At 65.8% G+C, this 25,647-nt stretch carries 22 protein-coding genes; 1 reads left to right on the forward strand and 21 read right to left on the reverse strand.

Going from position 1 to position 25,647, the window contains the following annotated elements:
- Positions 1-95 precede the first annotated feature (95 nt).
- The 4 genes from IWX77_RS07010 to hisD form a co-directional block, all read right to left on the reverse strand.
- On the reverse strand, positions 96-1,136 hold the full coding sequence (locus tag IWX77_RS07010) for an ABC transporter substrate-binding protein (RefSeq protein ID WP_327012109.1): 1,041 nt from the start codon (positions 1,134-1,136) through the stop codon (positions 96-98).
- Between the two features lie 310 nt (positions 1,137-1,446).
- The gene (locus tag IWX77_RS07015) at positions 1,447-2,484 is read right to left on the reverse strand and encodes a quinone-dependent dihydroorotate dehydrogenase (RefSeq protein ID WP_196843800.1); all 1,038 of its coding nucleotides are present in this window, start codon (positions 2,482-2,484) and stop codon (positions 1,447-1,449) included.
- Between the two features lie 6 nt (positions 2,485-2,490).
- Positions 2,491-3,021 (reverse strand): transcriptional regulator NrdR, encoded by a 531-nt coding sequence (gene nrdR, locus IWX77_RS07020; RefSeq protein WP_196843801.1) that lies wholly within the window; start codon positions 3,019-3,021, stop codon positions 2,491-2,493.
- A 12-nt stretch (positions 3,022-3,033) separates the two neighbouring features.
- Entirely contained in the window at positions 3,034-4,362 is a 1,329-nt protein-coding gene (hisD, locus tag IWX77_RS07025; RefSeq protein WP_196843802.1) for a histidinol dehydrogenase, read from the reverse strand.
- Between the two features lie 159 nt (positions 4,363-4,521).
- Here hisD and IWX77_RS07030 point away from each other — a divergent pair, with 159 nt between their 5' ends.
- The gene (locus IWX77_RS07030; protein ID WP_327012118.1) at positions 4,522-5,043 is read left to right on the forward strand and encodes a flavin reductase family protein; all 522 of its coding nucleotides are present in this window, start codon (positions 4,522-4,524) and stop codon (positions 5,041-5,043) included.
- Between the two features lie 66 nt (positions 5,044-5,109).
- On the opposite strand, the gene IWX77_RS07035 is transcribed toward IWX77_RS07030, so the two are convergent.
- From IWX77_RS07035 to IWX77_RS07115, 17 genes are all read right to left on the reverse strand, one after another.
- Positions 5,110-5,916, reverse strand: a complete 807-nt coding sequence (locus IWX77_RS07035) for a lysophospholipid acyltransferase family protein (protein WP_196843804.1) — start codon at positions 5,914-5,916, stop codon at positions 5,110-5,112.
- A gap of 64 nt (positions 5,917-5,980) precedes the next feature.
- Positions 5,981-9,448, reverse strand: coding sequence for a DNA polymerase III subunit alpha (gene dnaE, locus IWX77_RS07040; protein ID WP_196843880.1), 3,468 nt, complete (start codon positions 9,446-9,448; stop codon positions 5,981-5,983).
- 111 nt (positions 9,449-9,559) lie between these two features.
- Positions 9,560-10,510, reverse strand: coding sequence for an RluA family pseudouridine synthase (locus IWX77_RS07045; RefSeq protein ID WP_327012110.1), 951 nt, complete (start codon positions 10,508-10,510; stop codon positions 9,560-9,562).
- Positions 10,507-11,151, reverse strand: coding sequence for a signal peptidase II (lspA, locus tag IWX77_RS07050; protein WP_327012111.1), 645 nt, complete (start codon positions 11,149-11,151; stop codon positions 10,507-10,509). Before lspA ends, IWX77_RS07045 begins: the two co-directional genes overlap by 4 nt.
- Entirely contained in the window at positions 11,141-11,767 is a 627-nt protein-coding gene (locus IWX77_RS07055; protein ID WP_196843806.1) for a DivIVA domain-containing protein, read from the reverse strand. The genes lspA and IWX77_RS07055 overlap by 11 nt, the downstream gene beginning before the upstream one ends.
- Before the next feature lie 157 nt (positions 11,768-11,924).
- A complete protein-coding gene (locus tag IWX77_RS07060) occupies positions 11,925-12,218 on the reverse strand; it encodes a YggT family protein (protein ID WP_196843807.1) in 294 nt (97 codons plus the stop codon).
- 8 nt (positions 12,219-12,226) lie between these two features.
- Positions 12,227-12,769, reverse strand: coding sequence for a cell division protein SepF (locus tag IWX77_RS07065; protein WP_196843808.1), 543 nt, complete (start codon positions 12,767-12,769; stop codon positions 12,227-12,229).
- A 32-nt stretch (positions 12,770-12,801) separates the two neighbouring features.
- Entirely contained in the window at positions 12,802-13,509 is a 708-nt protein-coding gene (locus IWX77_RS07070; protein ID WP_196843809.1) for a YggS family pyridoxal phosphate-dependent enzyme, read from the reverse strand.
- Positions 13,510-13,601: 92 nt separating this feature from the next.
- Positions 13,602-14,813, reverse strand: a complete 1,212-nt coding sequence (gene ftsZ / locus IWX77_RS07075) for a cell division protein FtsZ (RefSeq protein WP_196843810.1) — start codon at positions 14,811-14,813, stop codon at positions 13,602-13,604.
- A gap of 150 nt (positions 14,814-14,963) precedes the next feature.
- Entirely contained in the window at positions 14,964-16,157 is a 1,194-nt protein-coding gene (locus IWX77_RS07080) for an FtsQ-type POTRA domain-containing protein (RefSeq protein WP_327012112.1), read from the reverse strand.
- 7 nt (positions 16,158-16,164) lie between these two features.
- A complete protein-coding gene (murC, locus tag IWX77_RS07085; protein ID WP_196843811.1) occupies positions 16,165-17,586 on the reverse strand; it encodes a UDP-N-acetylmuramate--L-alanine ligase in 1,422 nt (473 codons plus the stop codon).
- 81 nt (positions 17,587-17,667) lie between these two features.
- Complete coding sequence (locus IWX77_RS07090; protein ID WP_196843812.1) at positions 17,668-18,741, reverse strand: UDP-N-acetylglucosamine--N-acetylmuramyl-(pentapeptide) pyrophosphoryl-undecaprenol N-acetylglucosamine transferase; 1,074 nt, start codon at positions 18,739-18,741, stop codon at positions 17,668-17,670.
- On the reverse strand, positions 18,738-20,096 hold the full coding sequence (gene ftsW / locus IWX77_RS07095; RefSeq protein WP_196843813.1) for a putative lipid II flippase FtsW: 1,359 nt from the start codon (positions 20,094-20,096) through the stop codon (positions 18,738-18,740). The genes IWX77_RS07090 and ftsW overlap by 4 nt, the downstream gene beginning before the upstream one ends.
- 5 nt (positions 20,097-20,101) lie before the next feature.
- A complete protein-coding gene (murD, locus tag IWX77_RS07100; RefSeq protein WP_196843883.1) occupies positions 20,102-21,583 on the reverse strand; it encodes a UDP-N-acetylmuramoyl-L-alanine--D-glutamate ligase in 1,482 nt (493 codons plus the stop codon).
- Between the two features lie 14 nt (positions 21,584-21,597).
- On the reverse strand, positions 21,598-22,689 hold the full coding sequence (gene mraY / locus IWX77_RS07105; protein ID WP_196843814.1) for a phospho-N-acetylmuramoyl-pentapeptide-transferase: 1,092 nt from the start codon (positions 22,687-22,689) through the stop codon (positions 21,598-21,600).
- Complete coding sequence (locus IWX77_RS07110; RefSeq protein ID WP_196843815.1) at positions 22,686-24,095, reverse strand: UDP-N-acetylmuramoyl-tripeptide--D-alanyl-D-alanine ligase; 1,410 nt, start codon at positions 24,093-24,095, stop codon at positions 22,686-22,688. Before IWX77_RS07110 ends, mraY begins: the two co-directional genes overlap by 4 nt.
- Complete coding sequence (locus IWX77_RS07115; RefSeq protein ID WP_196843816.1) at positions 24,096-25,640, reverse strand: Mur ligase family protein; 1,545 nt, start codon at positions 25,638-25,640, stop codon at positions 24,096-24,098.
- Positions 25,641-25,647: the final 7 nt, after the last annotated feature.

Raw genomic sequence — 25,647 nt, forward strand, 5'->3', positions numbered from 1 at the left:
AACTGGGGTGGATTGCAGGGTTAGGTGCCTATTTTACGTACAGGTCGGGCATCCGCTGGAACGTTGGCACGTTCCCCCGGATGCCCACCCGGCTGCTACTTGCTGTAGGCGAGCAGGTCCGGGTTCTCGGCGTAGACCTCTGTGAGCAGGCTCATGTCGAACAGCTGGCTCGCCGTGATCGTCAGGCCGGTCGCCTTGAGCGTGTCGATGCTCTGCTGCTGCAACTCTGTGCTGATCGTGAACAGGCCGTTGGCCAGCGTGTCCGCGCTCACAATGAGGTCGCTGGACTGAATCTCGGCCTGGCGGGTCTCCTTGTCGATGGTGAGGTCGAAGGTGGGTCCATAGGTGTCGACGGTGAGTTTCGCCGCTGCATCCGGGTCGTTGATCGCGTCGGTCCAACCGCGAATCTCGGCAACGAGGAGGGCTTTGAGCTTCTCCCGGTCGTTCTTGATCGCGTCGTCGGTGACCGTGAGCGTCTCGGCCACGAACGGCAGGCCGAAGTCGGCCAGCGGCAGGTTGACCGGGCCCAGTCCGAGCAGCTCGGCATCGATGGATTCATTGGTCAGGTAGGAGAACCAGCCGTCCACCTCGCCGTTGAACAACGGCGTCGGGTCGTACTGCACCGGAAGGGTGGTCAGTGAGCTCTCGTCGATATTGTTGATCTTGAGGAAGGCTTCCCACAGGCTCAGGTTGCTCGCCTGAACGCCGATGGTCTTGCCCTTCAGATCGTCGAGAGTGGCGATGTTGCCCTTGTCGGCGAGAGACAGAATGGTGAAGGGGTTCTTCTGATACGTGGCACCGATGATCTTCAACGGCGCACCCTCGTTGGCAATGATGGTTCCGGTGGAAATCGCATTGCCGATGCCCATGTCGACGTTGCCGGAGATGACGGCCGCTTCGATCGAGGACGGCCCCTCAACCATGTCAACGGAGTCGAAGCCGGCCTGGGTGAAGTAGCCGTTCTTGTCGGCGAGGTACTCGCCCATGAATTCTGCGTTCTTGATCCAGCTGAACTGAATGCTGGCGTCACCGAACGATGCCGCCGCGCCGGCCGACGCCGCCGGGCTCGCGTCATCGCCGCTCGCGCACGCGGCGAGCGAGAATGCCAGAACCGCAGCGACCGTGACGCCGCGCACCAACCGCCTTGCCGATCGAGAAGTGAAAGAGCCTCTGGATGGTGTCATTGCAAGAATTCCTCTCGAGGGTGCAAGGGCGCTGTAGGAATACAGCTGCTGTCGTTCACAAGGGCTGTGCTCAGGGTTGAAATCCGGGCCGTGATAGAGCCCAGAAGGAGCAGTGTAGGCGTGTCATATATCAATTCCAGTTCGATTTTGTTTCGAACGGATGTCCAGAAGGGGAGGACACCCTTCGCCAGACCCGCGCAACAACTGTGAGCTCGACGCAGCGGGTGCGCCGAATGGGCGGCATCGGGTAAATGACCGGGTGCTAACCGGTTACCGCCAGGATGCGGTCGAGGCCACGGTTGACCTGACGGGCCCAGAGTGGGCCGCGGTAGAGGAACGCCGTGTAGCCCTGCACCAGGGTTGCTCCGGCCGCGAGGCGCTCGGCCACCTGGGCGGCCGTGTCCACCCCACCGACGGAAATGACGCAGAACTCGGGCGGCACGACGGCGCGAATCTGCAGCAGAATGGCGAGCGAACGGGCGTGCAGCGGAGCGCCGGACAGGCCGCCGGCTCCGGCGGCCTCGATGGTAGCGGCATCCGTTCGCAACCCGGTGCGGGAAATCGTGGTGTTGGTGGCGATGATGCCGTCGAGGCCGAGTTCGACGGCGAGGGTGGCAATGCGTACGACTTCGGCATCGTCGAGGTCGGGGGCGATCTTGACGAGCAACGGGGTGGCGCCGGCGGCACGCTTGACGGTGGTCAGTAGCGGGGCGAGCTGGTCGAGCTCCTGCAGTCCGCGCAGGCCCGGCGTGTTGGGTGAGCTCACGTTGACCACGAGATAGTCGGCGAGGGCGGCGAGGGTCTCAGCGCTTCGCAGATAGTCGGCCGTCGCGTCCCCGACGGCGGTGACGCGGCTCTTGCCGATGTTGATGCCGAGCACTGGGCGGCCGGCGACGGCACGCACCCGGGTCAGACGGGCGACGGCTGCGGCGGCGCCCTGGTTGTTGAAGCCCATTCGATTGATGACCGCGCGGTCGGCCACGAGCCGAAACAGGCGGGGTTTCGGGTTGCCGGGTTGAGCGACGGCGGTGAGCGTGCCGACCTCCACGTGCCCGAACCCGAGCTGGCCGAGGCCGAGCACGGCCTCACCGTCCTTGTCGAAACCGGCCGCGACGCCGAACGGTGACGTGAAGTGCAGGCCGAGGGTGTTCACGCCGAGGTCGGTGCGAGGACGAGTGAATCGGTGCACGAGGCGGCCGAGTCCGAGGTTCGGCAGCAGCCGAATGACGGTGAAGGCGAGGAGGTGGGCGCGCTCGGGATCCATCCGGGCGAGCACGAGTTTGAAGAGCAGCGGATACATCGGGCCCTATGGTTTGTTGGAAGTGGGGGGGGCTGTGCCGACCGATGCCTGGCCGGCATCCGCTCCGGCACCCGGGATTTTCGAGCGCGCCGTGTGCTCGGTGCGCAGCTGGATGATGGCGCTCTCAAAATCGTCGAGTGAGTCAAAGCCCTGGTAGACGCTCGCGAATCGCAAATAAGCGACCTCGTCGAGGTCACGCAGCGGCGGCAGAATGGCCAGGCCGACGTCGTTGGCATCGACCTGGGAGGCACCGGTCTGGCGGACGGTTTCCTCGACTTTCTGGGCCAGCATGGCGAGGTCGGAGTCGGTGACCGGGCGTCCCTGGCAGGCTTTACGCACGCCGGAGACGATCTTCTCGCGGCTGAACGGTTCGACCACGCCGCTGCGCTTGATGATGTTCAGGCTCGCCGTCTCGGTGGTGCTGAAGCGGCGGCCGCATTCGGGGCACTGCCGGCGGCGCCGAATCGACAGTCCGTCGTCGCTCGTACGCGAGTCGACGACTCGGGAATCGGGGTGACGACAGAACGGGCAAAACATGGTGGTCCCAGCCTAGCGGTCGGCTGTGAAGCGAGCGGTCTCGAACCGGGCAGCCACGGCGTCTCCGTGCGCTGGCAGCGCCTCGGCGTTGGACAGCGCCGCGATGTGATCGGCGACAGCTTCCAGCGCCTGGCGGCTATACCGCACGACCTGCTGCGGCCGCAGAAACGTGTAGGCGCCGAGGCCCGACGAGAACCGGGCCTGTCCGCCGGTCGGCAGCACATGGTTGGATCCGGCGACATAGTCACCGAGGCTCACCGGCGAGTAGGGGCCGAGAAAAATCGCTCCGGCGTTCTCGATCTGCTCGAGCACGGCGTCGGGATCGCTCGTCTGAATCTCGAGGTGCTCCGGTCCGAAGGCGTTGCTGAACGCGGCCGCGACCTGGAGGTTGTCGACGAGCACGATCGCCGACTGGCGGCCACCCAACGCTGCGGTCACCCGTTCGCTGTGGGTCGTCGATGCCGCCAGCACGGCCAGACGGGCCTCGACGGCCCCCGCGAGTTCGGCGGAATCGGTCACGAGCACGGCCGCGGCGAGTTCGTCGTGCTCGGCCTGGCTGACCAGGTCAGCGGCGACGAGCAGCGGGTCGGCGGCGGCATCGGCGATCACGAGGATGTCGGTGGGGCCGGCCTCGGAGTCGATACCGGCCTGCCCGCGAATGAGCCGCTTGGCGGCGGCGACGTAAACGTTGCCGGGGCCGGTGACAATTTGCACCGGCTCCAGGCCGATGTCTTCAACACCGTAGGCGAGGGCACCGATAGCACCGGCGCCGCCCATCGCGTAGATCTCGTCCACCCCGAGCAGGCCGGCGGCGGCGAGGATGGTCGGGTGCACGCGGCCGTCGAAGTGGCTTTGCGGCGGCGAAGCGAGGGCGATCGAGCGCACGCCAGAGACCTGCGCGGGCACGACGTTCATCACGACGCTCGAGGGGTAGACGGCCTTACCAGCGGGAACGTACAGTCCGACCCGGTTCACCGGCTGCCAGCGTTGGGTGACGGTGGCTCCGGCCTCGATCGTGGTCGTCGCGTGCGGCGGCACCTGCGCGGCGCTGGCCAGGCGCACCCGGCGAATGGTTTCGCTGATGGCCATGCTTACGGCCGGGTCGAGCCCGGCGACCGCGTCGGCAATGTGGCTCGCCGGAACTCGCACCTGGCCCGGGCGCACCCGGTCGAGGCGTTCAGCCTGGTCGAGCAGGGCCGCCCCGCCGCGCGCTCGCACATCGGCGATCAGCTCGGCCGCGATGTCGGCGGCGACGGCAACGCTGGTGAGGGCGCGCGGAACGGAAGCCAGAAGCGCGGCCGGTGTCGGCTCGCTCCCGCGAAGGTCAATAGTCTGGATCATCGTACCCAGCCTATCCGTCAACACGACGTAACAATCAGCGCGCGGCAATAGGCTGATGCTGAAACAGATTGTTGGTTGAGTATGCAAAGCAACGTTGAACCCCCCGTGACTATTCGGCCTGTGACGAGCCCGCCCCTGTCTACTCGCCCCACGACTACCCTGCCCGCCAGCCCGCCGCTCGCCACCGACCCCCATGCCCCCGATGACCTCGCAGCGTTCAAACACGCGTTTCGCCGTCATGCCGCCGGGGTCGCCGTGATCACGACGCTCGCGCCCGACGGCGCCCCGGTCGGCTTCACGGCCACCTCCCTGGCGTCGCTCTCCGCGGTTCCACCGCTCGCGACGTTCAACATGGCCCGGTCGGCGAGCTCCTGGGCCGCGATCGCCGTCGCCGACCGCGTGGTCATTCACATGATGGGTTCCCACAACCGGGCAGTCGCCGAAAAACTCGCCGGCCCGCACGCCGATCGCTTCGTGGGTGAGCACTGGCAGCCGGGGCCGTACGGACTCCCCGTGCTGACCGGCGTGACCAGCTGGATGGTCGGTCGCATCGTCGAACGGGTCTCGGTGCACAACAACGCCGTCGTGGTCGTGCAGATCGAGGGCGGCGGCATGGGCACCGACGATGAAGCCCTGCTGTACCACGAGCGCACCTATCGGGTTCCGGGCGTCGCCATCTAAGCCATCGTTCCCGGCCCAACTTCTTATCGTCGATGAGCCGATGGGTGCGGCATCCTGCTTCAGCTGCTACGAGTTCTTTGCGGTCTTCAACCGCTCAGCGTTGAACTTTTCAGCGGCTTTGTGGCGCCGGCGTTCGGCCTCAAGGACCGCGGCCGCAGCCGGTGTGGGCGCGGTTCCGCCGAGATGCGCCGGCTGCCACCACTGGCCGGTGCCGGCAACCGGATACTCCTTCTGCACCGCATCAACGAGGTCCTGCAGCGTGTCGTGGAGCGCCAACGTGGCTGCCGCGACACCGGCGTTGGCAGCGTCACCAGCATTCGCGTGAAACGGCTCCCCACAGCGGATGCTGACCGGCACATCGAGCCGGTCCCGTAGCGTCGACCGGTGGTTCTTGGTCATCAGCCGATGCCCGCCCCACACTGCGACCGGAATGATCGGCACGTTCGCGGCCAGCGCCATGCGCACCGCACCGGTCTTCAGCTCTCGCACCGTGAACGAGGCGTTGACGCCGCCCTCGGGGAACACGCCGAGCAGCTCACCGGTGCGCAGTGCAGCAACGGCCTGGGCGTAGGCCTCGTGGCCACTCTCCATGTCGACCGAAATGTGCTTCATGCCGCGCAACAGGCGCCCGACCAGCGGCTGGTCAAAGGCACCCTTCTTAGCCATGAAACGAATGTGCCGGCGATTGTGCCGCCAGGTGACCCACTCGACCAGTGCGAAGTCCAGGTAGCCGAAGTGAGTGATCGCGAGCACCGCGCCGCCGGTGGCCGGCAGCTGCGCCAGCCCGGTCGTGGTCGGGCGCACCCGAAGAAGGGCGAACAAGGCGCGCCCGGCGCCGATAGCGGTCGAATAGATCGGCTCTCGCGTGTGCATGCTTTCAGCCTAGGCGGGCATCCTGACAGTGCACATCGATTCGACGCCGATCGATCGCCCCGGGTCAGGTCAGGCAGTTCGGGCCGAGAATACTCTTGAGTTCGCCGAACAGGTCGGCGCTCACCGTCACCCGGTGCGGCAGCTCAAATACCCGCGCCACGTCGCCCTTGACGAGCTTGAGCCGCACCTCGGCGTCGCCGGCGTGGCGCTTCAGAATCTCACCGAGCGCGCTCACGGTGTCGGTGGTCGCGCGGGGCTCCCCCACCGTGATCGAGACCAGACTCTGGTCGGAACCGTGGCCGAGCTCGGGCTGGAAGACGCTGAACGCGTGCAGGTTCATGCCGTCGTCCCGCAGGCTCACCCGACCGCGCACCACGACGACCGAGTCGCTGATCAGTTCGGGCGCGAACTCGAGGTAGGCCTTGCCCATGAACATCGCGGTGATCTCACCGCCGAAGTCCTCGACCTGGATCATGCCGTACTGGTTGCCCGATTTCTTGGCGATGCGATGCTGCACGCTCGTGATCAGGCCGGCCACGGTCACCGTGTCGCCGTCTTCGGTCGATTCCGACGCGATCAGGTCGGCGATCGTGGTGCTCGCGTGCTTGGCGAGCGGAATCTCCAGCCCGGCGAGCGGATGGTCGGACACGTACAGCCCGAGCATGTCGCGTTCGTAGGCGAGTTTCTCTTTCTTGCTCCACTCGGGTCGGTCGGGCACCTGCTCGGTGTCCTGAGGTTCGTCAAACAGGCTGTCGAAGTCGAACCCGATGTTGCCGTTGCTCTCCTCCCTTTTGATCTTGACGGCCGATTCGACGGCGGATTCGTGGATCTCGACCATACCGCGCCGGGTCGCACCGAGCGAGTCGAACGCCCCCGCCTTGACGAGCGATTCGATCGTGCGCTTGTTGGCTACCGGCAGCGGCACCTTGTGCAGAAAATCGTGAAACGACTCGAAGCGGCCCTTCTCCTCGCGGGCGCCGCGAATGGCCTCGACCACGTTGAAACCGACGTTGCGCACCGCGCCGAGACCGAAGCGAATGTCCGTGCCGACGGCTGCGAAGAAGCCGATCGACTCGTTCACATCGGGGGCCAGCACCCGGATCCCCATGCGGCGGCACTCGTTGAGGTAGAGCGCGAGCTTGTCACGGGAGTCGCCGACGCTCGTGAGCAGGGCCGCCATGTACTCGGCCGGGTAGACGGCTTTGAGGTACGCGGTCCAGTAGGAGAGCACCCCGTAGGCCGCCGAGTGGGCCTTGTTGAACGCGTAGTCGGAGAACGGCAGCAGAATGTTCCAGACCGTGGTGACGGCATCCATTGAATAGCCGCGGTCCTGCATGCCCTGGGAGAAGCCCTCGAACTGCTTGTCGAGCTCCGACTTCTTCTTTTTACCCATGGCGCGGCGCAGCAGGTCGGCCTCACCGAGCGAGAAGCCGGCGAGCTTCTGCGCGATCGACATGACCTGCTCCTGGTATACGATCAGGCCGTAGGTGTTGCCGATGACGTCCTTCAGGGGCTCTTCGAGCTCCTGATGAATCGGAATGATCTCCTGAACACCGGTTTTTCGCAGCGCATAGTTCGTGTGCGAGTTGGCGCCCATGGGCCCCGGGCGGTACAGGGCGATGACGGCCGAGATGTCTTCGAAGTTATCAGGCTTCATGAGCCGCAGCAGTGCCCGCATCGGCCCGCCGTCGAGCTGGAACACGCCGAGGGTGTCACCGCGCGCGAGCAATTCGTAGGCGGCGGGGTCGTCAAGCCCGAGGTCTTCGAGCACGGGCCGGTGGCCGCGGTTCACCGCGATGTTGTCGAGGGTGTCATCGATGATGGTGAGGTTACGCAACCCCAGAAAGTCCATCTTGATCAGTCCGAGGGCTTCGGAGGCCGGGTAATCGAATTGCGTGACGACCTGGCCATCCGCTTCACGCTTCATGATCGGAATGATGTCGATCAGGGGGTCGCTCGACATGATCACGCCGGCGGCGTGCACGCCCCACTGGCGTTTGAGGTTTTCCAGGCCGAGGGCGGTGTCGAAGACGGTGCGGGCCTCGGGATCGCTGTCGATTACCGCGCGAAAGTCGGCCGCTTCGCGGTAGCGCGGGTGATCCTTGTCGAACATACCGGTGAGGGGCACGTCCTTGCCCATGATCGCCGGCGGCATGGCCTTGGTCAGTTTGTCGCCCATGCCGAAGGGAAAGCCGAGCACCCGCGAGGCGTCCTTCAGGGCCTGCTTGGCCTTGATCGTGCCGTAGGTGACGATCTGCGCGACGCGTTCCTCGCCGTACTTCTCGGTGACGTACTTGATGACCTCACCGCGGCGACGCTCGTCGAAGTCGACGTCGAAGTCGGGCATGGAGACGCGGTCGGGGTTGAGAAAACGTTCGAAGATGAGTCCGTGCACGAGTGGGTCGAGGTCGGTGATGCCCATCGCGTAGGCGACCATCGAGCCGGCACCGGAGCCACGACCCGGGCCAACCCGAATGCCCTGCTGCTTGGACCACATGATGAAATCGGCGACAACGAGAAAGTAGCCGGGAAAGCCCATCTGCACGATGATGCCGATTTCATAGTCGGCGCGCTTGCGGACGTCTGCGGGGATTCCCTTCGGGTAGCGTTTGGCCAGCCCGATCTCGTTCTCCTTGATGAACCAGCTCTCCTCGTTCTCGCCCTCGGGGCAGGGAAAGCGGGGCATGTAGTTGGCTTGGGTGTTGAACTCCACCTCACAGCGCTCGGCGATGAGTAGCGTGTTGTCGCATGATTCGGGGTGGTCGCGAAACAGGTGTCTCATTTGCGCTGCCGTTTTGAGGTAGAACTCGTTGGAGTCGAACTTGAACCGGTTGGGGTCGTCGAGGGTGGACGCCGACTGCACGCAGAGCAGGGCGGCGTGCGCGGTGGCGTCGTGCGCGTGCGTGTAGTGCAGGTCGTTGCTGGCCAGCAGCGGCAGGTCAAGTTCTTTCGCGAGCTTGAGCAGGTCGGTCATGGTTCGGCGTTCGATGTCGATGCCGTGGTCCATGATCTCGCAGAAGAAGTTCTCCTTGCCGAAGATGTCCTGAAAATCGCCGGCGGCCTTCTTGGCCTCCTCGTACTGGCCGAGGCGCAGGCGGGTCTGTACTTCGCCACCGACGCAGCCGGTCGTGCCGATCAGGCCCGTGGAGAACTGGCTGAGCAGTTCGCGATCCATTCTTGGTTTGAAGTAGTAGCCCTCAAGGCTCGCCTTCGACGATAGCCGGAACAGGTTGTGCATGCCCGCGGTGTTCTCGGAGAGCAGCGTCATGTGGGTGTACGAGCCGGCGCCACCGACGTCGTCCCGGTTTTGGCCGCTCGTGCCCCACCGCACCCGGGTCTTGTCGCGGCGGTCGGTACCGGGAGTGATGTACGCCTCCGTGCCGATGATGGGCTTGATGCCGGCGTCGGTCGCACTCTTCCAGAAGTCGAAGGCACCGAACACGTTGCCGTGGTCGGTGATCGCGACCGCCGGCATCCCCTGCTCCACCGCTGCTTCGATGAGGGGTTTCACCCGCGCTGCGCCGTCGAGCATGGAATATTCGCTGTGCACGTGCAGGTGGACGAACGAATCGGTGGCATTTACCGGGTTGCTCACAAGGACTCCGACGAGTTGATGTAACGGTTAGGGACGAGTCGGCCTCGGTCAGTCTCCGCGCAGCACCGCGAGGGCGTGGGTGAGATCGGCCGGATAGTCGGCGTTGTAGCTGACCCACTCATGACTGTCCGGGTGGGTGAAGGCCAGCTGTTTGGCGTGCAGCCACTGGCGTTTCAATCCGAGCCGGGCGGTGATCGACGGATCGGCGCCGTACATGGCGTCGCCGACACACGGGTGCCGTTGGGCGGTCATGTGCACGCGAATCTGGTGGGTGCGCCCGGTCTCGAGGTGCACCTCGAGAAGCGAGGCCGAGGGAAAAGCTTCGAGGGTCTCGTAGTGGGTGATCGAGTGCTTGCCGTCGGCCATGACCGCGAATTTCCAGTCCGACCGGGGGTGGCGGCCGATCGGCGCGTCGATGGTGCCGGTGAGAGGGTCGGGGTGGCCCTGCACCACGGTGTGGTAGATCTTCTCCACCTCGCGGTCGTGGAACGCCTTCTTGAGGGCGATATAGGCCGTCTCCGACTTCGCCACGACCATGAGACCGCTCGTGCCGACGTCGAGCCGGTGCACGATGCCGGCGCGTTCGGCCGCACCGGAGGTCGCGATGCGGTAGCCCGCGGCCGCGAGGGCGCCGGGAACGGTCGGACCGGTCCAGCCGACGCTCGGGTGGGCGGCGACCCCGGCAGGCTTGTTGATGACGACGATGCTTTCGTCGTCGTGCACGACGGTCAGGTCGGGAACAGCGATGGGGATGATGCGCACCGGCTGCTTGGGCTGCCAGGTGACTTCAATCCAGCTGCCGGCCCGCAAGCGGTCGGATTTGCCGACGACGGTGCCGTCGAGTACGACGCCTCCGGCCTCGGAGACCTCGGCGGCAAAGCTGCGAGAGAACCCGAACAGCTTGGCCAGTCCGGCGTCAACGCGCACGCCATCCACACCGTCCGGGAGGGGCAGAGATCGCCGCTCAGGGGGGATGGTCAGGTCGAGGGGACCGGTCACGGCAGGGCCTCGGCCCCGGGGGCCGGCCGGTCGCGGGTCGCAGCGTCGCGGGTGGATGTATCGGGGGTCACGGCGTCCGTTTGATCGAGGGGTGCTTCGAGGGCCGGCGTGGCGGTCTTGCTGACGGCCGAGACCTTGTTGCCATCGAGGCCGATGCCGCGGATGGTCAGAATCATGAAGATGACCATGCTGGTCACGATGGCCATGTCGGCGACGTTGTAGATGGCCGGCAACAGCCACGGAGTCGAGATGAAGTCGACGACGTGCCCGACCCCGAAGCCGGGTTCTCGCAGCAGGCGATCGGTCAGGTTACCGAGCACACCGCCGAGCAGCAGCCCGAAGACGAGACCCCAGGCCAGGGAGCGGATGCGTCGGGCGAACCAGACGATGAACACCACGACGACGGTGGCGATGATGGAGAAGATCCAGGTGGATCCGCTCGCGAGGGAGAACGCCGCGCCCGGGTTCCGAACAAAGTGCAGTTGCAGCACATCGTTCAGAACACGAACCACGGAACCCTCCGCCATCGAGGCGACGACGAGGTACTTACTGAATTGATCGAGCGCGTAGACGCCCAGCGCGACGAGGGCTAGAACGATAAGCGCTCGCGAACGCTTCTTCGTTCGTGCCCTAGGCTCCAAAACCCTGGAAGCTGGGCTTCGGCGTGTTGCCGGCATCGGCCGTGGAGCCGACCGAACTTGCATCGAGGTCGTGCAGCTGTCCCTCGATGTAGCTCTTGAGCTTCAGGCGGTACTCGCGCTCGAACGTGCGCAGTTCGTCGATCTTGCCTTCGAGCGTGGAACGCTCCTGGTCGAGCTTCTGCAGCTGAACGCGCTGTTGGGTCTCTACTTCGGCAATGACGCGTGCCGCGGTGGCGTGGCCTTCGGCGATCAGGGCGTCGCGCTTCTCGGCGCCTTCCTTCACGTGCTCTTCGTGCAGGCGGCGAGCCAGTTGCAGCAGGTTGGTCGTGCCGGCCGTCTCGTCGATCGGCGCGGCGGCAACGGCGGCAACCGGAGCGGCGACGGGTTCTACGGCCGCTACCGGCTCAGGCACCACGGCGGCGACCGAAGCGGACTCGGCTGCGGGCGCGGCATCAGAGCCGACCTGGCCGCGTAGTTCCTCGTTCTCCTTGGTCAGGCGACGCAGTTCGACTACGACCTCGTCGAGAAAGTCGTCGACCTCATCCTGGTCGTAACCCTCACGAAACTTGGTCGACTGGAACCTTTTGTTGACTACATCTTCCGGAGTTAACGCCATGGCTTTCCACCCTCAAAACTTATATTTAATGTGAACATTTGACTGACTTGAACCGCTTGGTGACTCAAGTATTGGATTGATTACGGGCTGTCGACGAGCGAGTACAGGCTCACGGCGAACCAGTCATCCATTAAGAATACATGCCCCGGTCGGGCGATTACAGTAAGCCGGACAGAGACATGCCAATGATGCAGCACAGCATCGTCAGGGTGAAGCCGAAATCCAAAGCGATGGGCCCGATGCGAAGCGGCGGGATCAAGCGGCGGAAGAAACGTACCGGCGGATCGGTCAGCGTGTAGACGAACTCGACGACCACGAGCAGGAAGCCCTGCGGCCGCCACCCCCGGTTGACACCGCGCACGAGATCAATGATGAATCGACCCCAGAGCACGAGGAAGTACATGAAGAACAGGAAATAGAGAAGATTCCCCAGGATCGGTATACCAGTCACACTTGAGTCTAGCCTTGCGCGAAGAAGGAGCTGTCCTCTGCGCCCTCGTCGGTGGTGCTGTCGCCGGAGACGACGACGTGGGACGGCGAGAGCAGAAAGACCTTGGCAGTGACGCGCTCGATCTTGCCGTACAGCCCCTGCGACAGGCCGCTCGCGAAGTCGATGAGGCGGCGCGCATCGCCGTCACTCATCTGCGACAGGTTGATGATGACCGGGATGCCTTCGCGGAACGATTCGGCGATGATCTGGGCGTCTTTGTAGGCGCGCGGGTGAACCGTGAGAATTTCATTCATTTCAGACGCAGCCACATTCTGGGGGGTCGATGTCTTGCGCAGGGGGGTGACCGGTGCACGACCGGCAGAGTTCTGGGCCGCGTTGGCGTGGGCGGTATTGCCGTGCGGCGCATTGTCGTGCCCCCGTGCCGGAACGGCGGACACGTGGTTGGTGGAGCCGTTGTTGGCAGCACCCTGGGCACCGGCGGGTGCCTGGTACTCCAGCTCTTCGTCTGCCAGACCCAGGTAGACCATGGTTTTCTTGAGCGGGTTGGACATGTCGACCTCCGTGTTGGTTTGCTACTTCGAGATTAACCGAGCACCGGGCGATTGCCGGTGATTGCGGCGCCAATTCTTAGGTGTGTCGCCCCTTCGAGCACGGCCGCCGCGTAGTCCTGGCTCATACCCATGGACAGTGCGGTGGCCGTCGGCGCTTGTGTGCGAACCTGTTCGCCGAGTTCGCGCACGCGAGCGAAGGCCCGGCGAGGTTCAGCACCGAGCGGAGCGACAGCCATGATCCCGAGCAGTTCGAGGCCCGGCGTGGCGAGAACACGCTCGACCAGGGCCGGCAGGTTCAGCGGATCCACGCCGCCGCGGGCCGCGTCATCGGTGAGGTTGACCTGAATAAAACAGTCGATGCTCGATTCCTCCGAGCCGAGCGCGGTCACCAGAGACTCACGATCGACCGAGTGGATGACGTCGGTGTAGGCGCGAACCTGGCGGGCCTTCTTGCCCTGCACCTGACCGACGAAATGCCAGGTGAAGTCGAGATCGGCGAGCAACGCAGCCTTGGACTGCGCTTCCTGGTGCCGGTTCTCCCCCACGTGGTGCACGCCGAGGGCATAGAGCGCTTCGATCAGTGACACCGGATGAAACTTGGTAACCACGATCATGGTGATGTCGGCCGGGTCGCGCCCGGCCTCGCGTGCGGCGTCGATAATGCCGTTGTGCACCGCGCCCAGACGGGAAGCCAGATCGCCCGGGGGCGTCTCGGAGGATGCCGCGTCATGAAGTGCCATGCTTATGCTGCTCTGTTCGTTACGTGCGGAGAAAACGATGCTTCCCGGGGTCGACACGACTGGCGTCGGCCCCGGGGCTGCTGGAACTCGACCTACTTGAGAAAGTCGGGGATATCCAGGTCGTCGGCCTCTTCTTCAAAGGCCGGGTCGGCCACGGTCACGCCGTTGGCGGCGTCGGAGCCGCCCCAGACGGAGGCAGCGAGCTCGCCATCACTGTAGCTGCCCGAGTCGGTCGCCGGGGCTCCCTTGGCTCTGCCAGCGGATGCTGTCGCACCGGCCATGGCCGAACCGGCACCGGCCGCAATTCCCGCAGCGACGAGGTCGGCACGCCGCACCTCGACCGCTTTGGCGCCGGGCTCGCCGCCGTCGAAGCCGGCGGCGATGACGGTGACCCGCACCTCATCACCCAGGGTGTCGTCGATGACGGCACCGAAGATGATGTTGGCTTCGGGGTGCACGGCTTCTTGCACGAGACGGGCCGCGTCGTTGATCTCAAAGATGCCGAGGTTGGATCCACCCTGGATCGACAGGAGAACGCCGTGGGCGCCGTCGATGCTCGCTTCGAGCAGGGGCGAGGCGACGGCGAGTTCGGCCGCCTTGATCGCACGGTCGGCGCCACGAGCGGAACCGATACCCATGAGGGCCGAGCCGGCGCCCTGCATGACCGACTTGACGTCGGCGAAGTCGAGGTTGATCAGGCCGGGGGTGGTTATCAGGTCGGTGATGCCCTGCACACCGGCCAGGAGCACCTGGTCAGCGGTCGCGAAGGCCTCGAGCATGCTGATGCCGCGGTCGCTGATTTCGAGCAGGCGATCGTTGGGCACGACGATGAGAGTGTCGACCTCGTTCTTGAGCGAGGCGACACCGGTCTCGGCCTGAGCCTGGCGACGCTTGCCCTCGAAGCCGAACGGCTTGGTGACAACACCGATGGTGAGCGCGCCGATCGACTTGGCGATCCGGGCCACGACGGGGGCGCCACCGGTTCCGGTCCCGCCACCTTCACCGGCGGTGACGAAGACCATGTCGGCCCCGGCGAGGGCCTCTTCGATCTCTTCGGCGTGGTCCTCGGCGGCGCGGCGACCCACCTCGGGGTCAGCGCCGGCACCAAGTCCGCGGGTGAGGTCACGACCGACGTCGAGCTTGACGTCGGCGTCGCTCATCAACAGAGCCTGGGCATCCGTATTGATGGCGATGAACTCGACACCGCGCAGACCCAGTTCGATCATGCGGTTGACGGCGTTGACGCCGCCACCGCCGATACCGACAACCTTGATGACGGCTAGATAATTTTGATTGTTTGACACGTCCGGCCTCCGGGTGGAACCCTAAACCTCTAGTCGAAGTTTAAAGTTATGCTGAGTATGCAATTCCTGATTACGAAAGTATGCGGGCACGGCGCGTCGCTGGGGAGGCGCGCCCGCGTGTCGCGAAGATCTCTCTGAATCCGTTGCAAACTAGCGCAGCACGGCGCTGTCGGGCGAGGAGACGTCGTATTCGTTGACGGTGCCGGCCGGGTGCCCGATAAGAAGAGCGGCGAGCACGACGGCCTTGTACTCGGACTTCTCCGGGCTGCCCCAGACCACCCGTTCGCCGCCGAGCAGATTGAGGGTGACGTCATCCGTTGTCACCGCGGTCACCAAATCCAACTGGGTGCGGATACTGCCGGGCAGCACGGCAAGGACCGCGGCGGCCGCCTTGAACCCAGCACTGCCGATTCCGTTCGGCGCGTCGATCAACGGGTAGCCTGGGCTTCGTTCCGGCGTCGTTTCGATGACGACGCCGGCGGCATCGACCAGATCGAAGCCGGTCCGGCCGGCCAACACGCCGACCGGAACCCGCTCGACGATGCGCACTACCAGTGTGCCGGGCGGGCGACTTTCGGTGACATAGCTCTGGATGAGCGTGAACTTCGACAGTTCGCTTTTGACCACATCGCCATCAATGAGGGGCAGCGGGGTTCCGAGTTGGTCGGCCAGGGCCGCCGACACGTCTCCGGCCGGAATGCGGTTGGTGCCGACGACCTCGATCGTGCCGAGTGCCATCAGCGGCGAGTAGGCGGCACCGATAATGAGGCCGAAAGCGAGACCAACGGTACCGACACCAAGAATCCACGCCGTGCGCCGACGCCGGGTGCGTCCGGTGAACCGTCGCACCTCGGCGCGTTCGAAGCGTTTGCGGGCACGCTGGGCCGCGCGCAGCACGGACCGTGCCGCACGGGCTCCCGCCGAAGCACCGGGGGACTCATCGGTCGTTTGTCCCTTCGCTGCAGGGGCCGCAGGAGGTGCGGAAGCTGCGGTAGCGACAATCGGCACGGGAACCACCGTGATCGACGAATCAGATGCGACTTTCCCGGCGAGCACGATCGGTTCCGTCGTCGTGTCGGAGGGATCGAAGGGTTTCGACGTGCGTTTCGGGGCGGCGACAACGCCGCCCCGGGTGTTCTTCGCCGTCGCCGTGTCGGGATTCCGCTGGTCTGAGTGCGGCGCGGTGGCGCTTTCCCGGTCAGATTCGTCGTGCGGTGCCGAAGCCGGCTTGGCTCGGGGCGGTTTCGAGCCCTGAATCGACGAAGAAGTCGGCTTGCGACTCGGCTTGCGAGCCGGCTCGGGTGTGGACGGGGCCGGGCTGTCGAAGCCGGCCGGCCGCCTCACCGCCGCCTCATCCGCGGACCTTTTCGAGCGAGGCGAGCAGCTGGGGCACGATGCGATTGACGTCGCCGCAGCCGAGGGTCACGACGAAGTCGCCGTCGCGGGCGATGCCGGCCAGGTAGTCGGCGGCATCCTGCCAGTCGGGCACGTAGGCGACGTGGGACGGGTCGCGGAACAGCTCGGAGACGATCGCACCGGTCACGCCGGGCTCGGGGTCTTCGCGGGCGCCATAGACGCCGAGCACGATGGTCTGGTCGGCGAAAGTCTCGAGGGTCTCGGCGAATTCCCGCGCGAACAGGCGGGTGCGGCTGTATAGGTGCGGCTGGTGCACCGCGATGATGCGGCCCTCGCCGACAACGGTGCGGGCCGCCGCGAGAGCGGCGGCGACCTCGGTCGGGTGGTGGGCGTAGTCGTCGTACACGCTGACGCCGCCGACCGTGCCGTGCAGTTCGAACCGGCGCTGGGTGCCGCCGAAGCCGGCGATCTCGGCAAGGCTGGCTGCGGGGTCGAAGCCGAGGCCGACCAGAACGGCGAAGGCGCCAGCCGCGTTGATGGCGTTGTGTTTGCCGGGGATGCGCAGGGTGGCGCTGTAATCCTGGCCTCGCCAGGCGACGCTGAAGCTCACCGGTCCGGTCGTGGTGATGGAGTGCACGCGGACGGTGGAATCGGGGTGCTCGCCGAACGTGATCACACGGGCGGCGGCATCCGCTTCACTCATGCTCGCGGTGATGGTCGCGGTGACGCGCACCGCACCGACGTCGTCGGAGGAGATGACGACGAGCTCGCTCGCGTTGCGGCTGAACTCGACAAACGCGGCCTCGAACGCTTCGAGCGAGCCGTAGTGGTCGAGGTGGTCGGGGTCGACGTTCGTGACCAGGGCGACCGCCGTGTGATACAGCAGAAAGGAGCCGTCGGATTCGTCGGCTTCGACCACGAACAGGTCGTCGGCTCCGCTCGCGGAGCTGACCCCGAGCGATTCGATCACGCCGCCGTTGACGAAGCTGGGTTCCCGGCCGAGACCAAGCAGACCGGTGACGATCATGCCCGTTGAGGTGGTCTTACCGTGCGCGCCGGCCACCGCGACGAGCCGGTGCTCGCGAATGAGCCAGGCCAGGGCCTGGGCGCGGTGCAGCACCGGGAGGCCGCGTTCGCCCGCGAGCACATACTCGGGGTTGTCCTGCCAGAGCGCCCCGGTGACTACCAGCGTGTCGGCGTTGCCGACATTGGCCGCGTCGTGCCCGATGAACACGGTCGCGCCCAGGTCGCGGAGCGCCTGCACGTTGGGCGAATCCTTCGCGTCGGAGCCGGTGACCGTGAAGCCACGGTTCACAAACAAGCGAGCGATGCCGCTCATGCCGGATCCGCCGATGCCCACGAAGTGCACCACTCCGAGGTTGTCGGGAATGGTCAAAGTGAGGTCTGGTTTGATCACGGTGGTGCGCTCTTCTCGATTGCAGTTAATGAGTTGTGAAACAGATGGTGCGGGCACTACGTTACGCGTGCGGCCTGACGATCACGACGCGAGCGCCTCGTGGACCAGGTCGAGCATGCGGGCCGTTCCGTCGAGTGCGCCAACGGATGCCGCCCCCCACGCCATCACCTCCAGCCGCGCCCGGTCACCCAACAGGGTCACCAGCTCGCCCTGAACCCAGGCCGGCACGAAGTCTGTGTCGTCGATCAGCAGGCCCCCTCCGGCTGCCAGCACGGGCGCGGCATTGAAACGCTGTTCTCCATTGCCGACCGGGTAGGGCACGTACACGGCGGGAATGCCGAGCGCGCACAGTTCGCTCACGGTCGCTGCTCCCGCCCGGGTCACGGCGACATCAGCCGCGGCGAGGGCGAGATCCATCCGGTCGCAGTAGACGACCAGGTGGTAGTGCGGTAGCTCGGGGTCGGTGACCTCGGCCGCACTGCCGGTGATGTGCAGCACCTGCCAGCCCGCAGCGATGAGTGCGGGCGCCGCAGCGACCATCGTGGCGTTGAGCCGGCGCGCTCCGAGCGATCCGCCGGTGACAAGAAGAACGGGCCGGTCGGGCAGGAGAGCGAAGAAAGCCAGGGCTTCGGGCCGGGCCGCCGCGCGGTCGAGCTGTTCGATTTCGGGCCGGAGCGGCATGCCGACGAACCGGGCGTGCCGAATCGGAGTACCGGCGAAGGCGACACCGACGTGCCGGGTCAGGCGAGCGCCGAGCTTGTTGGCCAGCCCTGGCTTTGCGTTCGCCTCGTGAATGACGATCGGAACCCCGGCGCGCCGGGCAGCGAGGTAGGCCGGCGTGGAGACGTAGCCGCCGAAACCGACGACCACGTCCACGTGGCGCGAACGGATGATGTCGCTCACCGCCCGCGCCGCTGCAGTGAACCGCGGCAGAAAGCGCAGGGCCGCAAGATTCGCACGGCGCGGAAACGGCACCCGGGGCACGACGATGAGCTCGTAACCGCGGGCGGGAACCAGGCGCGCCTCGAGACCCTCAGCCGTGCCGAGAACCAGCACCGTGGCATCCGCTTCGGTGGCGCGGATTCGGTCCGCGAGCGCGAGCAGGGGGTTGACGTGACCGGCGGTTCCGCCGCCGGCCAGAAGGTACGTGGTCATGCCCGTTCAGCCTCGATGGAGTCAGGAGTTGGGTCGCTCGAGCGGTCGCCGCGCGCAAAGGAGAGCACGATACCGATCGCGACGAGGGTGGTCAGCAGAGCGGTGCCACCGGCCGAGATCAACGGGAGCGGCACGCCCAACACGGGGAACACTCCGAGCACCACGCCGATGTTCACGAAGGCCTGGCCGATGATCCAGACCATGACGGCGGCGGTCGAGACCTTCGCCTGCACGGTCGTGGCCGTTCGCATGATGCGGAGGAAGGCGAAGGCCAGCAGAATGAACATGCCCAGCACGACGATGCACCCGATCAGGCCGAGCTCTTCGCCGATGATGGCGAAGATGTAGTCGTTGTCGGCGGCGGGTAGCCAAGACCATTTGGCCTTGGAATTGCCAAGCCCGACGCCGAGGATTCCGCCGTTGGCCAGCGCCCAGGTGCCGTGCAGCGGCTGCCAGCAGCTGCTGGAGATCTCCCCACTCAGCTGGGTGCAGCCCTCGTTGAGGAAGCTCATGATGCGGGTCATGCGGTTGGGGCTCAGAATGGCCAGGGCGACGACACCGGCCACGCCGACCAGCAGCGGCACGGCGAGTAGGCGCAGTTTCACGCCGGCAAAGAACAGGGCGCCGAACAGAATCCCGGCCATGATCATGACGGTTCCGAGGTCGCCGCCGATCATGACGAGCAGAACGGCGCCGCCGCCGACCCCGAACACCGGAATGAACACGTGCTTCCAGTCGTCGAGCTGGTTCTGCTTGTGCGAGAGGATCATGCCGAGCCAGATGATCAGGGCCACCTTGATGCCCTCGGACGGCTGAAACTGAACGCCGGCGATGTTCAGCCAGTTGGTGTTGCCGCCGGTGCCGCGGCCGAGCCCGGTGGCCACCACGAGAAACTGAAAGAAGCAGGTGATCAGCATCGACGGCCAGGCCACGCGCCGCCAGAACGCGAGCGGCAGCCGGCTGACGACGAGCATGAGCGGAATACCCATCAGCGCGAACATACCCTGACGCAGCAGACCGCCGAAGAAGCCCATGTCGGCCAAGAAGGAGTCCACCGACGACGACGACAGCACCATGACGAGGCCGAAAATGACCAGGAACAGGGTCGTGCCGAGCAGCAGAAAGTAGTTGCCGCCCTCAGCTTTGAAGACCCGACCGAGGTTGATCCGAACGGATGGCCCGCTCGGCGTTTCCGGCTCGGCCGGCTTGTTGGCTGCTCGCGACGGGCGCCCGGCAGCGGGGCGGGACGCCGCAGCAGGGCGGGACGCCGCAGCAGGGCGGGACGCCGCCGTGGTGCGCTCCGCCTGCGCGGCCGACCTGGTGCGGGACGCGGGGTCGCGGGGCACCTGTACCATCCGCGTCACCTGCCCAAGAAGTCGTGTACTGCCTGATTGAAAAGCCGGCCGCGTTCGGCGTAGCTCTCGAACTGGTCCATTGATGCGGCGGCCGGTGCGAGCAATACTGTGTCACCGGCGCGAGCGAGTTCGGCGGCCAACCGCACCGCCCGCGTCATCACCTGTTCAGTGTTGTCCGGGTCGATCTCGAACACGGTCAGGTCCGGGGCGTGTCGCGCGAATGCCTGCCGTAATGCCAGTCGATCGACGCCGATGATGATCGCACCTCGCAGCCGACCGACGTGCTTGTGCACGAGGGCGTCGACGTCGACCCCCTTGAGCAGTCCGCCGACCAGCCAGACGACGGATTCGTAGGCGGCCAGCGACGCGTCGGCGGCGTGCGGATTGGTGGCCTTGGAATCGTCAACCCACTCCACGCCGTCGCCGATTGCGACGGTCTCGATGCGGTGCGCGTCGAGGTGAAAGGTTTCGAGCGCCGTGTGAATGGTCTCCGGCAGCACACCAAAGGACCGGGCGAGGGCGCTCGCGGCGAGCACGTCCATGATCACGTGCGGGGCACCGAGCCCGGCGGCGACGAGGTGCGGCACGGTGGTCAGCTCGAGGGCGCGTTCGAACCGGTCCTCGAGAAAGGCCCGGTCGCAGACGATGCCGTCGACGATGCCCAACTCGCTCGGTCCCGGAACGCCGAGTCCGAAACCGATCGCCCGGGCGCCGTCCTGCACGTCGGCCTGCTGCACCATCGAAAGGGTCGCGACATCCGCTAAATTGTAGACGCAGGCGACCGCGGTGTTCAGGTAGACGGTGGCCTTGGCTGCGCGATAGGCCGCAGCCGTTCCGTGCCAGTCCAGGTGGTCGTCGGCGACGTTGAGGCAGAGGCTCGCCCAGGGCGCAAGCGCGCCGGGGCCGCTGTGCGGCAGATGGTGCAGCTGGTAGCTCGACAATTCGACGACGAGCACATCCCAGCCCTGCGGGTCACGGATGGCGTCGAGCACGGGCACGCCGATGTTTCCGCAGGGGGCGACGCGGCTGCCGTGGGCGGCGAGCATCGTGGCGGTGAGTTGCACGGTGGTGGTCTTGCCGTTGGTGCCGGTGACGAGCATCCACTCGGCGGGGGTACCGACTTTATCGCGCAGCCGCCAGGCCAGCTCGATATCGCCCCAGACCGGTACCGCATGGTCGGCCGCCCACGTGAGCAGCGGGTGGTCGGGGTGAAAGCCGGGTGACACGATGATCAATTCCGGATGCTGCGCCGCGAGCTCTGCAGGCACCTCGCGCAGGTCCGCCTGCACGAATGGCACCCCGAGCACGGTGAGCAGATCGAATCGTTCGTCGGGGCCGGGCGACGCGAGCACGAGCACGTCGGCGCCCAATTCGACGAGGGTGTCGGCTGCAGCGAAGCCGGTCACGCCGAGGCCGAGTACGGCAACGCGGAGGCCTGTCCAGTCCGCGTGCCAGCTGGTGAGCCCGTTCAGGCGTTCGTTGGCCATGTCGTCAACGGTCACTAGCGCGACAACCACTCGAGGTAGAACGATCCGACGCCGGCGGCGACGAGCAGGCCACCAATGATCCAGAACCGCACGACGACCGTGACTTCGGCCCAGCCTTTGAGTTCAAAATGGTGGTGGATCGGACTCATGAGGAAGATTCTCTGACCGTGGGTGATTTTGAAGTACGCCCGCTGCACGATCACCGACCCGGCTTCCATCACGAACAGGCCGCCGATGAGCACGAGCAGCAGTTCGGTGCGGCTGAGAATCGCAAGGGCGGCGAGGGCGCCGCCGAGGGCGAGTGAGCCGGTGTCGCCGAGAAAGATCTTGGCCGGCGAGGTGTTCCACCAGAGGAATCCGATCAGGCCGCCAACGATGGTGGCGGCGACGATCGCCAGGTCGAAGGAGTCTGGCCCCAGATAACACTTGTACTGGTCAGCGGCATCCGCACCCCCGAAGCAGCTCTGGTTGGACTGCCAGAAGCCGATTACGACGAAGGATCCGATGGCGAAGATGAGCGACCCGGTGGCGAGACCATCGAGGCCGTCGGCGACGTTGACGCCGTTCGAGGTCGCGGCGACGATGAGGCAGATCCAGATCAGGAAGATACCGATACCGATGACGGTGCCGAGCTTCATGAAATCCAGAGGAAGGTCGCGAATGAACGAGATGCTGGTCGAGGCCGGTGTCTGGCCGTTGCGGTCGGCGAATTGCAGCGACAGGACGCCGAAGGCGCCGGCGACGATGACCTGGCCGAGCACCTTGGACCAGCCGCCGAGTCCGAGGCTGCGCTGGTTGCGGGTCTTCAGAAAGTCATCGAGAAAACCGACGAGCCCGAGTCCGACCATCATGAACAGCACCAGCAGCGGCGACGGGGTGAACGGCCGTTGTTCGATCAGCATGGCAGTGAAATAGCTGATCAGCACGCCCAGAATAATGATGATGCCGCCCATGGTGGCGGTGCCACGCTTGGCGTGGTGACTCTTGGGGCCGTCGTCGCGAATGAACTGGCCCCAGCCGAACTTCTTGAACAATCGAATGAACAGCGGCGTCAGAAACAGGGTGAATGCGAGCGAAAAAGCACCCGACAGCAGAAGGACTCTCACGAGAACAAGTCTCCCAGTCGATCGCCGAGGAATCGCAGGCCCGCGGAGTTGGACGACTTCACGAGTACAGTGTCCCCCGGATTCACGATCCTTCGCACCAGATCGAAGGCTTCGTCCGGCGTGTCGACATAGGCCGACTCGCCGTCCCAGGATCCCTCGTTGATGGTGCTGATGTGCATGCGGCGGGCTGCTGGGCCGACCACGATCATCTGGGAGATGTTGAGGCGCACGGCGAGCAGTCCGATGCGATCGTGCTCCTCTCCGGCCAGTTCACCGAGTTCGGCCATCTCGCCGAGCACCGCGATGGTGCGTCGGCCGGGCGTGCCGATCTGCGCGAGGGTCTTGAGTGCGGCGCTCATCGAGTCGGGGCTCGCGTTGTAGGCGTCGTTGATGACGGTGACATCATCTTTGCCGCCGAGCACCTCCATGCGCCAGCGTTCGGCCCGGGTGGTCGCTTGCAGTGCATCGACGATGTCGCCGAGGGCGACTCCGACTACCTCGGCGGCGGCGGCGGCAGCGAGGGCGTTCATGACGTGGTGCTCACCGAGCACCTTGAACACGACCGGAGCGCTCTGCCCGCTCGCGAGGTGCAGGGTGAAGGTTGTTCCGGTGCGGCTGGAGTGGAGGTCGCTCGCGCGCACGTCGACCCGGCCGTATTCGCCGAAGCGCACGATACGGGCGGGGGTGAGCGCGGCCATCTGCGCGACGCGTGGATCGTCGGCGTTGAGCACCGCGACATCCGTTTCGAGCAGGTCGGTGACCATTTCGGATTTGGCCCGTACGGTGGCCTCAAGATCGCCGAACTCGCCGGCGTGGGCGAGGCCGATGGTGAGCACGATGCCGACGTCGGGCCGGGCCAGGCGCACGAGATGCGCGATGGCGCCCTCGCTGCTGGCCCCCATCTCGATCACGAGGAACCGGGTGTCGAACGTCACCTCGAGCATCGTCATCGGCGCACCGACCTGGTTGTTGAAGGAACCGCGCGGGGCGACGGTGGGCCCGACCCGTTCGAACATGCCGCGCAGCAGATTCTTGGTCGTGGTCTTGCCGTTGGAACCGGTGACGGCCACGACCTTGAGTGCCCCTCCGGCGCGCACCCGGGCGACGACCGCGGCGGCCAGGGCGCCGAGCGCTGCGACGGCGTCGGCGACGACGATCTGGGTGACCGGGAGGTCGAGCAATCGTTCCACGATGAGCAGCGCGGCACCGTGTGTGGCGGCGACGGGCGCGAACAGGTGCCCGTCGGTGACCGCGCCGGGCTTGGCGACGAAGATGGAGCCGGGCTCGATCAGCCGGGAGTCGGTCTGAACCGAACCGTCAACCAGGTCAGTGGGCGATGCGGCGTCGGTGAGGTGCAACGCACCGTCGACGGCCTGGCTGATGTCGGCCAGGGAGAGGGCGATCATTTACAGCCACCCCGCGTCGCGCAGCGCCTGGCGGGAATCATCCCGGGCCGAATACGGCAGTTTCACGCCTTGTACCTCGTGGAAGTCCTCGTGGCCTGGGCCGGCGTACAGAATGGTGTCTCCTTCGTGTGCGAGTGACAACGCCGTGCGGAATGCCGCACGGGGGTTGGCCACCTCGTAGAACTCGCCGTCTGGCACGGCTTCGCGCGCTGCCACAAGCAGAACGGCACGGATGCTCGCGGCGTCTTCAAACCGCGGGTGAAAGTCGGTCACGATCACGATATCGCTGCCCTCTGCGGCGATCCTGCCCATATCGGCGCGTTTGGTGGTGTCGCGATCACCGTCGGCGCCGAACAGCATGATCAGTTTGCCGGGGGTGAATTTGCGCAGGGCCGCGAGCGTGTTGAGAAACGCGTCGGGGCTGTGACCGTAGTCGATGAAGACGAGCGGGCCGCGATCACCGGAGATACGCTCGGCGCGTCCGGGAATGAACGCGACAATGCCGCCGTCGCGATTCAGCGTGTGTTGGATCGCGGAGAGGTCGACTCCGCTTTCGACGAGCATGACGATGGCCAGGGCGGCGTTGGCGGCCATATACCAGCCGAGCAGCGGCACCCGGGTGTGCAGGCGGCGGCCGTCAGGACCGTCGAGCACGAAGTCGGTGTGGGTGGCGGTTTCGCCCACCACGGTCATGCGCCAGTCGGCGTCAACGTCGGCGCTGTTGGTGATGGTCGTCACGGGGATGCGGCATTCGTCGGCCAGTCGGCGACCCCATTCGGTGTCGATGGTGACCACGCCACGGTGCGAGCGGTCCGGCTGGAACAGCTCGAACTTGGCCTGAAAGTAGTCGTCCATCGCGGCGTAGTCGTCAAGGTGATCGTGGCTGAGGTTGGTGAACGCGGCGATATCGAAGACGAGCCCGTCGACCCGGTCACGGGTGAGTGCCTGCGCCGATACCTCGATGCCGACCGCGCGCACCTCGGCCTCGTTCATACGGGCGAGCAGGGCGTGCAGTTCGCTGGCCTCGGGCGTGGTGAGTGCACTCGTGACGGCGAGGTCGCCGATGCGGCGTTCGGCGGTGGAGGTGAGCCCGGAGACGATGCCGAGCTGGTTCAGAATACCGAAGAGCAGGTAGACGACGCTGGTTTTACCGTTGGTGCCGGTGACCGCGAACAGGGTCGCCGGGTTGTCGTGGGTGCGGTAGATCCAGGCGGATACCGCGCCGAGCGCGGCGCGGGCATCCGGTGTCACGAGCACGGGCAGACCGCTGGCCGCGGCGAGCAGCCCGCCCGCCTTGTCGGTGAGAATGGCCACGGCGCCGGCCTCGGCGGCCGCAGCGGCGAAGGTGGCACCGTGCAGGTGCTGGCCGGGAACGCCGACATAGAGGTCGCCCGGTTGCACCGTGCGTGAGCTCAGGCTCACACCGGTGACTTCGAGACCGTCGATGTCTCCACGTAGTTCCAGATTAAATTCGGCAACCAATCCTGACAACGACCGCGGTACGGGATGCTCGGGACGGAGAGCCGACGGCGCCAATTCAGACACGTAGGGC

It is taken from the genome of Cryobacterium sp. CAN_C2 (assembly GCF_015751745.1).
Lineage (GTDB): Bacteria > Actinomycetota > Actinomycetes > Actinomycetales > Microbacteriaceae > Cryobacterium.